Raw genomic sequence first — 12,637 nt, forward strand, 5'->3', positions numbered from 1 at the left:
GCGGCTCAACCGGCCGAGGACGAGGCGGCCTGGCGCGCGCGGCGCTGGTCCGCCGAGCGCGCATGGGGCAGCGCGCAGAAACGGAAGCCGGCGGCCTTCCACTCGCCGAGCAGGGTTTCCAGCACGCGGGTCGAACAGTCGCCGTCGTCGTGCATGAGGATCACCTCGCCCGGCCGCGGCGGCACCTCGCGCATCCGCCTGATCAGTTCCGTCGGCGGCCGCCGCAGGTAATCCATGCTGTTGTAGGACCAGTAGGTCAGGTTGCGCCCGCGCACGGCGAAGTGCAGCGCCAGCGCCGGCGAAAAGACGCCGCGCGGCGGCCGGAAGCGGTGATGCCGCACGCCGTCGAAGCCGGCCAGCAGACGATCGGTCGCGTCGATCTCGTGCAGTTGCCGGGCCAGCGGCAACTGGCCGAAGTACGGGTGCGTGTAGGAGTGATTGCCGAGCCGGTGGCCCTCGGCCACCATCCGCTGCACCAGCTCGGGATGGCGCTCGACCTGGCGCCCGACCAGGAAAAAGCTGGCCGACGCCTGGTGCGCGCGCAGCAGGTCCAGCAGCACCGGCGTGCAGGCGTGGTCGGGGCCGTCGTCGAAGGTCAGGTAGAGCGCCTTGTCGGCACGGGCGCCGCGTGTGGAGACCAGCGCGTCCGGCAGCCACCCGAGCACCTGCATTTTCCGCGGCCGTAGATTCATTCAGGTCACCCGGTCATCGAAGCGCGAACGCGATCGCTGGCGGAACGCGCCGGCGCGTGGCGGCACACTGGTGTGGTCGTGGCCATCGGCGTGCCCGTAGATTTCCGTGTAGCGCTCGGCCATGGTGCGGAACGAACCGTGCCGCAGGGCCCACTCGCGTCCGGCCTGGCCCATCGCCCGGGCGCGCGTGGCGTCGCCGAGGATGCCGATCATGGCCTCGGCCAGCGCCACCGGTTCGCCGGCCGGCACCAGCGCACCGTTGATGCCGTCACGGACGATCTCCGGGTTGCCGCCGACGCGGGTCGCCACGATCGGCAGCGCCGATGCGCATGCTTCCAGCAGCGCGATCGAGTAGCCCTCGGTGACGGAGGACATCACGAAAAGGTCGAGCCCGCGCAGCAGCGCAGGGATGTCGTTGCGGTCGCCCATGAAGAACACCCGCCCGGCGATGCCCTCCGCTTGCGCAAGCGCTTCCAGCGCCGGTCGCAACGAGCCGTCGCCGATCAACACCAGCGCGGTGTCGGGCAGCCGCTCGTGTACCCGCCGGAAGGCGCGCAGCAGCGTCGCGTGGTCCTTGGCCCAGGTCAGGCGGCCGACGAACCCGGCCAGGCGGGTGTCCGGCGGCACGCCCAGCGTCGCCTGCAGCCGCTGCCGATCCTCTTGCGACGCCGGTTCGAAGCGGTCGACGTGGATGCCGTTGGGCACCGCCAGGATCTTGTGCGCCGGAAGATCCGCGCGTTGCTGGAATTCCCTGCGCGCGGTTTCGCAGACGGCGGCGACCGCGTGGGTGAACGCCATCGACTTGCCGTACAGCCATTCCAGCCGGTCGTCGCGCCACGAACGTCCGCGCGAACGGCTCTGCGCGGCGGCGCGGGTGGCGCCCATGCCATGCCGCGTGCTGACCACTCGCCGCAGGCGGAGGCCGCGCGATGCCAGCACCGCGTAGTAATGCGAGATCGCGTTGTGCGTATGCAGGATCTCGGTGGCATGCGCGAGCAGGAAGCGGCGCGCCCTCCGGATGGCGCGCAGGTCCAGGCCGCGGCGCTTGCCGCAGCTGAGCACGGGCACACCGAGTTCGGCCAGCTCCGGCGCCAGCGCACCGGGCGCGAACAGGCAGACCACCTGGCAGCGGTAGCCGGCATCCCGTTGTGCCCGCACCAGGTCGATCACGACCCGCTCCAGGCCGCCGCGATCGAGGGACTCGACGAAGTGGGTGATGTTCACGGCAGCCTCGGGTCGTGGTGGCATCGAAGACATCTCAGGCATCCTTGCAGGCACGCTTGCCTGCCCAGGCCAGCAGGGCCACCAGTGCGGGAACCGCCGGCAGCCGTTCGTGCAGCCGCTGCATGTGCCCGATGTCGCCCCGGCTCCAGCAGCCCAGCGCGAACGTCAGCAACAGGTAGGCGACGGCGAAGGTGGCACCGCCCAATACCAGCGTCGGCAACGGCGTCCACAGCCCGCGCAGCGGCAGCACGGCGACGGCCGCCAGCGCCGCGGCGGAGATGATCCGCACCAGCCGCGGCCAGTCCGGCTGCAATCCGCTCACGCGCATGGCCAGGGCGACGATCGCCATGGCGGTGAGCACGTTGGCGATGGTGCAGGCCGCCACCGCGCCGGCCAGTCCGAAGTGCACGGTCAGCACCACGTCGAGCAGCAGCTTGAACGCCGCATTGGCGATCACCAGCAACATGATGCTGCGTTGCCGGTCCGCACTGATCAGCAGGCTGGAGGCAGCCTGCGATACGGTGCCCAGCGCCGCGCCGAACAGGCAGATGGCGAACACCGGCGCCGCCGCGGCATAGGAGGCGCCGTACAGCAGACCGATCACGGCCGGGGCGAACACGAAGCCGAAGGCCACCAGCGGGGCGGCAAGCAACATCAGGTAGGTGGTCGCTCCGGCGAACCGCCGCCCGGCCAACGACATGCCGCGGCTCAGCGCGTTGGCCATCATCGGCAACAACAGGGCGCCGACCACGCCGGGCAGCAACAGCGCCGCGCCGGCGGCAAGCTGGAACGCCACCTTGAACTGTCCGGCCTCCGCGGGCGAGGCGAACAGGTTGAGAAACAGCACCTCGACGTCGCTGGTGGCGACGAAACCGACGGTGATCGTGACCGCCACGTAGCGCATGTGGCGCGCGATCCGCCGCTTCAGTTCCGGCGACAGGCGGGCGCCCGCGGACGCCGGCACCAGCCGCGCCGTCTGGTAGTGCGAGACGCCGTAGAACACCGCGCTCGAAATCGCATACACCACCAGGAAAACGCCCATGGAAGCATCCAGCCACCACGCGCCGGCCACCATGGCCAGGTTGAGCGGGGTGGCGATCAGCGCCACCATCGCGGTGGCGCGAAAATTCTCCAGCCCCTTGCCCAGCGAGATGTTGAACATGTAGGGCGCGCGCAGGCTGATGGTCAGCGCCAGCAGGCCGAACAGGACCAGACGGTCGATGTCCGGCACCAGCTTGTCGCCAGCCAGCGCCGCCAACAGCCCGGTCGCGACCAGCACCAGCAGCAGGCAGGTCCGCTGGGTGCGGCGCAGGTAGCCGAGCAGCGGCCGGATCAGCTCCTCCCGGCCGCTGCCGCGGAATTCGGCGACGAACTTGATCGCCGCGCTGGCGGACCCGGCGTTGGTCATCGTCATGCCCACCGAAACCAGCCAGATCACCAGGCTATAGATGCCGAAGCTCTGCGGCCCCAGGTGGCGCGCGATCAGGATCGACGTGAGCATGCCCAGGACATACTCGGTGTAGATCCCCGCCGAGGAGAACAAGGTATTGCGGAGCGCGCTCGCCGGTGCGTTCATTGGAACGCCAGCAGGGTTCGGACCACGACATACAGGCCCACCACGATGGCCGCCGCGATCGCCGCCAGGCGAACCCAGTCGCGGCCCAGGGCAAAGCCCGGCAGCGAGGCAAACCGGCGCCGCGCGTTGGCATAGAACGCCACCACCAGTGCGGTGAGCAGATACAGCACCAGCGTATAACTGCGACTGAGGAAGAACGCCGATGCCAGCCAGCCGCTGAGCGATAGCAGCAGCGTCATCGCGATCGCGCGCTCGGTAGCCCAGGCGGCGGTCGCCTGCGCATCCGGCAGCTCCGGCTCATGCCGCAACACCGTCAGCATCATCCAGAAGCAGTAGCCGACGAAGCCAAGCCACAGCGTGAACCCGACGAAGCCGGTCTCGGCCAGCACCAGGATCAGCGAGTTGTGCGCGGTGAGGTCGTTGTGGTCGGTGAAATTGCCGGCACCGACGCCGAACACCGGATGGGAGAGGAACATCTGCAACCCTTCGTACCAGGCGTCCACCCGGCCGCTGGCCGATTCCTCGCCCGGGCTCAGGTCTTCCAGCCGCGAGGGCAGCAGGAACAACCCGGCCAGTCCCACGCTGCCGAGCATGGCGGCTGCCACGACGCCATGCTTGCGCCACAGGTAAACGCCAAGGACCGCCGCCACCGCCAGCATCGCGCCGCGCGAATCGGTCAGGTAGATCGCGTAGAGCAGCATCAGCCCCGCGCCCAGCCAGAACACCCGGCCCAGTCCGAGGCCGCCGGCACGGCTGCCCAAAAACAGCGCCATCGGCAGGGTCAGCACGAAAAGCATGCCCAGGTCGTTGGGGTCGTTGAAGATGCCCACGTACTGGATACGACCGTCCTGGATCAGCGGCACGCCGGTCCAGCCGACGCCCGTATGCGCCTGCTCCACGCCATGCAATGCGAGCACCGTCGCGCACACCACGAACGCGGCCATGACGATGTAAACCTGCCGCGTGCTGGTGACCGCGTTGGCCAGGACGATGAAGGCCGCCACGATCGGGCCGAACTGCAGCAACTGGGCCAGCGCGCCTCCGGCCCAGCCGTTGGTGATCTGCGAGAACATCATCACGACCAGGAACGCACCCAGCAGCAGGTACTGCGGCGCCGCGAACGACTTGTTGCGCGAGACCAGCCAGCCGCACAACGCCAGCACCAGCGTCATCGGCAGCAGCGGCAGGTTGGCCTGGACGAGCGCCGGATATTCCTGCGGCCGGATCAGCACCAATGCGAGATACAGCACGATGAAGAAAAACATGGAGGCCGCCGTCTACCGTGTTCGCCCGAGCGCCTAGCCGGCCCGCACGCGCTTGGGGTGCGCGAACACCTCCGGCAGCGAGGTCATGGCGGCGAACCAGTCGATGTCCATGTCGCTCTCGACGGAAAGGCGCTGCAATCCGTAATGCGATGTGGCCGGCAGGCGATTGAGCCCGGTCACGTAATTGCAGGCCATGCGGAAGCCCGCCCGCCGGGCCGCTTCGATGACCTGCGGGTTGTACGAGTCCGGGCCGCCGACCGGATAGGACAGCACTTCGATCGGTGCGCCGATTTCACGCTGGAGCGTGCGCATGGATTGGTCGATCTCGGTCACCATGTCCGCCGGCGAAAGCTTGGCCAGGATATGGTGGTGGACGCCGTGCGAGCCCACCTCCATGCCCGCCGCGCGCATCTCGCGCAACTGGTCCCAGGTCATCGGACGGCACTGCGCGTGCCGGTCCGGCCGCATGCCCCAGGCCTCGCCGAGGCGGGCGATCACCGCCGCCTGGGTGATCGCATCGAGTGCCTTGAGATGGAACAGCAGTTCCTTGCCCAGCGCCCGGCGTCCGGCCAGCGTGGCGGGCATGGCCTGGTCGAAGGCCAGCTCGTCCACCTGCAACCGCTCAACCTGCGTGCGGCATAGCATGTGGACCAGCCAGTCGTAGGCATAAGGCATGCCGCTGTCGATATGGCCGGTGGAGACGAAAAACATGGCCGACATGCCCAACTCGCGCAATATCGGAAAGGCGACATGGTAATTGTCGTCATAACCGTCATCGAAAGTGACGATGAGCGGCTTTGGCGGCAACGGCCGACCGCTGTCCAGGGCGGCAATGAGTTGATGGAAACCTATCGGATCGTAATAACGCTTGACCAGCAGCATCTGTTCGCGGAACTGGTCCGGCGAGGCGCTGATTTCGTTGAGGTCGAAAGCGAATGCATCCGGGTTGCCGACATCGAGTACCCGGTGGTAAGCCAGGATGCGCAGATCCTTGCGCAATACGCGCCGCAACGTCGTCAATCCGGGCAGCACGCCGACGGCGCTGCAAAACGCAGCCAGCCGTTGCCGCTTTCCCGGTCGCTGCAGGGCAACTTGGTCGGATCCGTTGGCGGTTTCGGTAGTCAAGGCAACGCTCCATGCGCAACTGACACACCAGGACGAGGGCCGTACGGCATACGCCGGCTTCAGGTGCCGGACCCTACGCATACCGCTATATCGACCCCGTTTCGGAAGTATGGCACTACCTCGGGTGTCATGGGTGAAATTGCACGAAAACTTCACGTATGCGACGTCGCTTTAATCGGCGATTAACTCGACCCCTCCGCGTGCCCTGCGCATGCGAATGCAACGGGCATATGTACTCGCTGCAGAACATCGACTACCGTTACCTCCCTGCACGGTTTATGCACTCGGCGGCGCAATTAATGCGCTGGTTGCTGGACATGTCGGCCAAGGGGAAACCGCGATGCGAATGCGCGCTGCGAAAGGCGGAACCCGATCGCATGCCGGATTTTCGCGGCGCCCCGCGGCCCACGTCGATATCCGCCCCGCCCGGGCGACGCTGTATCGGGCGTTCCGTCCCGGCGGCATCGCCGCAGCGAGCTTCGCCGGCGAATCGGCCGCGGCGCCCGGCCGCGCGGGAGCCTGACGCCATGCGCGTGCTGGTCGTCACCTCGCAGTTCCCGATCCGCGACGAGCCCACGCGCGGCCGGCCGCTCGTGCAGACCGTGCAGCAGTTGGCGCGGATGGCAACCGTCCGCGTGATCAGCCCGGTTGCCGTCTATCCGCGCTGGGCGCGACCGGGCAGCTACGTGGCGCACGCTCCAGGTGCGCCGGCAGGACTGGACGGCGAGGTCGAGTATCCGTCCTACGCCGCCCTGCCCGGCCTGACCCGCCCCCTCAACGGCTGGCTGTGCGCCCGTGCGATCGGTGATGCGCTGGCGCGCTTCCGGCCCGACGTGGTGCTGGCCTACTGGCTCTATCCGGACGCCTACGGCGCGATGCTGGCGGCGCGGCGTGCCGGCGTGCCGCTGGTCGCCGGTGCACGCGGTTCGGACATCCGCGTGCGTGGCGGGGTCAGCCGTCGGCTGACCTGCCGCGTGGTGCGCGATGCACGGCGCCTGCTGGTGGTCAGCGAGGACCTGGGCCGGCTGGCGGTACGACGCTACGGCGCCGATGCCTCGCGGGTGCGCGTCATTTCCAACGGATGCGATGCGGCGACCTTCCATCTCGGCGACCGGATGGCCGCACGCCAGGCGCTCGGCGTGCCTCCGGACGCCGAGGTCGTGCTGTACGTCGGTCGACTGGTCGCCGAAAAGGGGCTGCGCGAACTGTTCGAGGCGGCTCGCCGGATTGCGGTCCAGCGGCCCAGGCTGCAGTTGGTGCTGGTCGGCGGCGGTCCCATGCAGGCTGAACTCGAAGCGCTGGCGGCAGCGAGCGACCACGTGCGACTGGCCGGCCCATTGGCACCGGCGGCCGTGGCGCAATGGATGGTGGCGGCCGACCTGGTGACGCTGCCGAGCTATTCCGAGGGCCACCCCAACGTGCTGGTCGAGGCCCTCGCCTGCGGCCGCCCGGTGGTAGCCACCGACGTGGGCGGTATTCCGGAGGTGGTCGACGCGGCCAGTGGGGTGCTCATCCACCCGCGCGATAGTGCCGACCTGGCGCGCGGCCTGGACGAAGCCTTGCAGCGGCACTGGGACGAGGCGGCCCTCTCCGGGCGGTTCTCCCGCAGTTGGAGCCGCGTCGCCGAGGAAACCCTCGCGCAATGCGCCGAGGCGCTGGCCGATACCGGTGCGTGCACTGGCGGCATGGGGCGGGCAGAACCGGCCTGAACGCCCGCGCCGGCCCGGCCCTCAGCGGTTGAAGAGCCGGCGCAACTTCCCACCCAGCGACAGCGTGCCCGAACGCGCGTCACCCCACGACTCCGGCAGTTCCGTCGCCAGCGATGCCAGGGTGCTCGTGGCCACGTGCAGCAGGTTCAGACGCACCCCGGTCTCCCTGTGCACGCGCGCGGTGAATTCCACCGCGAGCAGCGAATGTCCGCCCACGTCGAAGAAATTGTCGCTCGGTCGCACTGCCGCGATGCCGACCAGCTCGCGCCAGACCCTGGCCAGGTAGGCCTGGCGCGGATCGGTCAGGGGCGGCTGCGCCGCGGAGCCGGCCGGATCGTCCTCACCATGCAGCGAGCGCATCGATGCTGGCGCCGGCAGCGCCTTGCGGTCGATCTTGCCGTTGGGCGTCTTGGGCAGCGCATCGAGCCGTTCGATGTGCTGCGGCCGCATGTAGTCAGGCAGGGTCTCGCGCAGTCTGCCGATCAGGTGCTGGACGAGCTCGGGGGCGGCGTCGGCCACCACATAGAGCACCAGCCGCACGTCGTTGCCGCCGAACGATCGCGCCACCGCCACGCATTCGCGCACGGCCGGCTCCGCTGCGGCGGCCGCCTCGATGTCGCCCGGCTCGATGCGATATCCGCGGATCTTTATCTGATTGTCCGCACGGCCGTGAAAATACAGCACGCCCTCGCGCAGGCTGCCCAGGTCGCCGGTGCGGTACATGCGTGCATCGCCGCCGGCAAACGGATCGGCGACGAAGCGCTCGGCGGTCAGTTCGGGGCGGAACAGATAGCCGTCCGAAACACCGTCGCCGCCGATCCAGATTTCCCCCACCACGCCGGCCGGTACCGGTCGGCTGCTCGCATCGAGCACATAGATCCGCGTATTGGCGATCGGCTTGCCCAGCGGGATGGTGGCGACGTCCGGATCGATCCGCGCAACCGTCGACCAGATGGTCGTTTCGGTAGGGCCGTAGAGGTTCCAGAATTCCCCGCAGCTCCCGGCCATGGCACGTGCCAGCGTCAATGGCAGCGCCTCGCCACCGACGAACAGGCGCAGCCGCCGCACCACGTGCTCCTGGCCCAGGCCCTGCAGCAGCTGCAGCAGCGACGGGGTGGTCTGCAGCACCGTGCAACCGGTACGTTCGATGAGCTCGAACAACGTCGCCGGCTCACGATGCAGCAGCTCGGTGGCAATGACCAGCCGGCCACCGACGATCAGCGGCAGGTACAACTCCAGGCCGGCGATGTCGAAGGACAGCGTGGTCACCGCACACAGCACGTCGTCGGCGCCGAACCCCGGTTCGCGGCACATGCTGAGCAGGAAGTTGACCAGGTTCCTGTGCAGGATCCGGACGCCCTTGGGTTCACCGGTCGAGCCGGAAGTGAACAGCACATAGGCCAGGTCGTCTCCACGCACCGCGGGCAGCGGTGCTTCATCGACGCGCTCTGCGCGCAGTCGCGCCACTGCCAGCAGTTCGCGCCCCTCGGCGACCACCTCCGGCACCTGTTGCGGATCGGTCATGAGGACATGGCGCAGGCGCGCGTGCGTCGCCATGTGGCGTAATCGTCCATCCGGGAATTTGGGATCCAGCGGCACGTAGGCCGCGCCGCTGCGCAGGATGCCCAGCACCGCCACCAACATGTCCAGGCTGCGCGGCACGCACACGCCCACCATCTCGCCGCGGCCGATGCCACGCCGCCCCAGCGCCTGTGCGACCGCGCGGGTTGCGCGTTCCAGGGCGGCATAGTCGATCCGTTCGCCCTCGCATTCGGCGGCGATGCGCCCCGGGGTCTGGCGCATCTGCGCTTCGATCAATGCCGTCAGCGCCTGCTCCCGGTCGTAGGCGCTTGCCGTTGCGTTCCATGCCTCCAGTACCTCACGGCGCGCATCGGTACCGAGCAGTTCCAGGTCGTCCACCGAGGCATCCGCGGCACCCTCGTCGACCATCGCGGACAACAGGGTCGCGTAAAGCCCGATCCAGCGCCGCACGGTGGAGCTGTCGTAGCGCGCGGTCGCGTAATGCACGTCCAGGGTGAGGGTCTCGCCGCTGTCGGCCAGGTTGAAATACAGGTCCCAGTCCAACGCCACCCGCGGACATTCGCGCAGTTCATGGGCCAGCCCCGCGAAAGCCCGGGTCGGCAGGCGTGGCAACAGGTTGAACGTGACACCGGTCAGCGGGGCTTCGCCGCCGCTGGCGCGCAGGCCGAGCGCACGCAGGATATTGGTCAACGTGGTGTCCTGGTGTGCAGCGGCATCCAGCAGCGCGGTATGGACCTGTTTCACCAGCTGGCCCAACGGGGCGCCGTGGGCGATGTCCAGGCGCACCGGCAACGCACTGACACCGTCGCCCATCACCACGCCGTTTCCGCTCAGCGCCAGCCCGGCGAACGGCACCGCCACCGCGAAATCGCGCTGTCCGGACAGCCGCGCCATCAACATGCCGAAGCCAGCCAGCAACAAGCCGTACAGGCTGACACCATGACCCCGGGCCGCTTGCCTGAGCGCCACGGCCAGCGCAGGGTCGAAGTCGTACTGCTCGGTACCCGCGGCGTAGTCCGGTTGCGCGGGTGCCGGCCGATCGGCGGGCAACCGCAAGGCCGCGGGCGGCGCCTCATGCAGTGTCTTCCAATAGGCGAGGCTGGCAGCGCCGGCGCCGTCGCGACGGCGCGCCTGCTCATCGAGCAGATGGCGCCGGAACGATCCGGCCTGCGCAAGAGCGGGCTCCTTGTCGGCAACGTACGCGTTGTAGGAGGTGGCCAATTCATCGACGAACAAGGCCATCGACCAGCCGTCCATGACCAGATGATGGGCGATCACGTGCAGCGCATGATCCGCCTCGCCAAGCCGTACGAGGGCGAACCGCACCAGCGGCGCCGCCGTCAGGTCGAACGGCCGGCCGGCCTGTTGTTCGCAGAACTCCCGCAGTCGTTCTTCGGCCTGCCCGTCGGCATAGTCCAGCAGTGCCAGCGGCAGGGTTGCCCCGGCCTCGAATCGCTGGCTGCTGCCGTCGCCGGCAACACTGAAGCGAAGCGCTTCATGGCGCTGCCAGACCGTGGCAAGCGCGCGCTCCAGCGCCGTCCTGTCCAGCGTGCCGCGCAGGCGGAGCAAGGACGATTCGTTGAAGGCGAGCGACGCCGTTTCGCCAAACTGGCACGCGAACCATTTCTCCATCTGTGCTTCGCTGAGCGGCAGCGCGAGGGGAAGATCCATGACCGGATCGTTTTGCGCCACCGGCGTTGGTGCATCGGGCGCGGATACCGTGCCGAGCGCGCGCGCCTGCTGTCGCGGCGTCGGCAGGTCGTACACCGTTTGTGCGGCCAGCGTCGCGCCGGCCAGTGCGCGCAGCCGGGTGACGAAAATCATGACCTGCAGCGAGTCGGCACCCAGATCGAACACGTTGGCGTCGACATCCACCGCGGGCACGCCCAGCAGTTGGGCCCAGAGGTCGGCGATGCGCACCTCGACCGCTTCGTCGCCTGGCGTGCCGACCGCCGCCATGGCAATGGTGGACTCGGCTTCCAGCCGGCGGCGGTCGATCTTGCCGTTCGGCGTGCGCGGCAACGTTCGGCGTACCACAACGCGATGAGGCCGGGCGAAGGCGGGCAGCCGCTCAGCCAGGTGTCGCCCGAGCTCGGCCTGGACCGATTCGGTGGAGACTGCGAGGTCATCCAGCAGGACATGAGCGACCAGACGCCGTCCGGCGGAGCCCGCGGGAGCCACCACCGCCACCTGGCTTACCGCCGCGTGAGTGGCCAGGACGCCTTCCACCTCTGCCAGCTCGACACGATGTCCGGCAATCTTCACCTGATCGTCCGTCCGGCCGAGAAACGTGAGATGGCCATCAGCCGCGCGGCGCACCCGGTCGCCGGAGCGGTACACCCGCTCTGGCGCGGCGCCCGCGGCTTCCAGGTGCACGAAGCAACCGGCACTCGGGATGGGGCGGTTGATGTAACCGTCGGCCAGGCACGCACCTGCGATCAGCAACTCGCCGTCGGCGCCGACTGGTACCGGTTGCATCGCTTCGTCCACCACATGCAACCGCACGGTCGGTCGCGGTTGGCCCAACGGCGGACGGTCCGGCCATTGTGCCGGATCACCGGCGAGCGAATGGCTGGTAACGAATACGCTGGCTTCGGTGGGGCCGTACTCGTTGTGGAGAACGGCTCCAGGCATGGCGGCAAACAACTGGCGGATGGCCGGCGTGATCACCAGCGCTTCGCCACCGGTAGTCACATCGCGCAGCGCCTGCGGTCGTGCGCCGCCCTCGGCGTGGGCCTGCGCCATGGCAAACAGCGAGACATAAGGCAGCGATATCCGCTCGATGCGCAGCCTGCGCAGGTGTTCCAGCAGGCCGAAAGGGTCTTGGCGAAGTGTTTCGGGCGCGATCATCAGCGTCCCGCCGGTCGCCAGAGTCGCGAAGACATCGCGCACGGCCGGATCGAAGCCAAGGGGCACGTACTGTAGTACGCGCGCTGGCCGGCCCAGGCGCGGATGGTTCACGTGCCAGGCCACCAGGTCATCGAGCGCACGGCGCGGCAGCACCGCGCCCTTGGGCTGCCCGGTCGAACCCGAGGTGAAGATCACATAAGCCGGCTGATCGGCCGCCGCGGCCACGGCATCGATCGGGGCGCCGGCGACGGTCGACTCCAGCACGGGCAGCCCCAAGGCCTGCAATGCCCCACCATGCATGTCGGGCCCGGCCACGATCAGCCGAGGCCGCGCGTCTCGCACCATGCTGGCCAGGCGGGCAGGCGGGTGGGACAGGTCCAGCGGCAGCCAGGCCGCGCCGGCGCAGTACACCGCCAACATGCTCACGATGCTTTCGACCGAACGGTCGCAGGCCACGCCGACGATGTCTCCCGGTGCGGCCCCCTCCCTCCGCAGGCGCCCCGCTAGCGCCAGCGTGCGCGTACGTAGCGTGGCGTAGTCGAGTTCGCACTGGTCGTCCGACAAAGCCAGGCGCGCGGGATCCATCTCGGCCCAATGCAGAAAGCCGAGCGCCATGTGATCAGCTTGCATCCTTCCCCCTAACGATCGAATTCC

At 68.7% G+C, this 12,637-nt stretch carries 7 protein-coding genes; 1 reads left to right on the plus strand and 6 read right to left on the minus strand.

Annotated features, from left to right (window positions below; translation table 11 throughout):
* Window positions 1-5 precede the first annotated feature (5 nt).
* The 5 genes from OSC30_RS12570 to OSC30_RS12590 are packed head-to-tail and all read right to left on the minus strand — an operon-like array spanning window position 6 to window position 5,882.
* Window positions 6-692, minus strand: a complete 687-nt coding sequence (locus tag OSC30_RS12570) for a polysaccharide deacetylase family protein (protein ID WP_267172205.1) — start codon at window positions 690-692, stop codon at window positions 6-8.
* Entirely contained in the window at window positions 693-1,916 is a 1,224-nt protein-coding gene (locus tag OSC30_RS12575) for a glycosyltransferase (protein ID WP_267172206.1), read from the minus strand.
* A gap of 34 nt (window positions 1,917-1,950) precedes the next feature.
* The gene (locus OSC30_RS12580) at window positions 1,951-3,492 is read right to left on the minus strand and encodes an oligosaccharide flippase family protein (protein WP_267172207.1); all 1,542 of its coding nucleotides are present in this window, start codon (window positions 3,490-3,492) and stop codon (window positions 1,951-1,953) included.
* Window positions 3,489-4,757, minus strand: a complete 1,269-nt coding sequence (locus OSC30_RS12585) for an O-antigen ligase family protein (protein WP_267172208.1) — start codon at window positions 4,755-4,757, stop codon at window positions 3,489-3,491. Before OSC30_RS12585 ends, OSC30_RS12580 begins: the two co-directional genes overlap by 4 nt.
* 33 nt (window positions 4,758-4,790) lie before the next feature.
* Entirely contained in the window at window positions 4,791-5,882 is a 1,092-nt protein-coding gene (locus OSC30_RS12590; protein WP_267172209.1) for a polysaccharide deacetylase family protein, read from the minus strand.
* Between the two features lie 527 nt (window positions 5,883-6,409).
* Between OSC30_RS12590 and OSC30_RS12595 the strand changes: the two genes are divergently transcribed.
* Window positions 6,410-7,591: a glycosyltransferase gene (locus OSC30_RS12595; RefSeq protein WP_267172210.1), complete on the plus strand. Its 1,182-nt coding sequence runs from the start codon at window positions 6,410-6,412 to the stop codon at window positions 7,589-7,591.
* 21 nt (window positions 7,592-7,612) lie between these two features.
* Here the strand turns inward: OSC30_RS12595 and OSC30_RS12600 are convergent, their stop codons facing one another.
* Window positions 7,613-12,598 carry a non-ribosomal peptide synthetase gene (locus OSC30_RS12600; RefSeq protein WP_267172211.1) on the minus strand — a complete coding sequence of 1,662 codons (4,986 nt, stop codon included), beginning with the start codon at window positions 12,596-12,598 and terminating at the stop codon, window positions 7,613-7,615.
* Window positions 12,599-12,637 lie beyond the last annotated feature (39 nt).

Origin of the sequence: Frateuria hangzhouensis (assembly GCF_026410505.1) — a bacterium.
Classification (GTDB): domain Bacteria; phylum Pseudomonadota; class Gammaproteobacteria; order Xanthomonadales; family Rhodanobacteraceae; genus Frateuria_A; species Frateuria_A hangzhouensis.

Bases quoted from the DNA above. Each gene is read 5' to 3' on its own strand.
- OSC30_RS12580 (WP_267172207.1), bottom strand. From the start codon at position 3,492: ATGAACGCACCGGCGAGCGCGCTCCGCAATACCTTGTTCTCCTCGGCG.
- OSC30_RS12600 (WP_267172211.1), bottom strand. From the start codon at position 12,598: ATGGCGCTCGGCTTTCTGCATTGGGCCGAGATGGATCCCGCGCGCCTG.
- OSC30_RS12595 (WP_267172210.1), top strand. From the start codon at position 6,410: ATGCGCGTGCTGGTCGTCACCTCGCAGTTCCCGATCCGCGACGAGCCC.
- OSC30_RS12585 (WP_267172208.1), bottom strand. From the start codon at position 4,757: ATGTTTTTCTTCATCGTGCTGTATCTCGCATTGGTGCTGATCCGGCCG.
- OSC30_RS12570 (WP_267172205.1), bottom strand. From the start codon at position 692: ATGAATCTACGGCCGCGGAAAATGCAGGTGCTCGGGTGGCTGCCGGAC.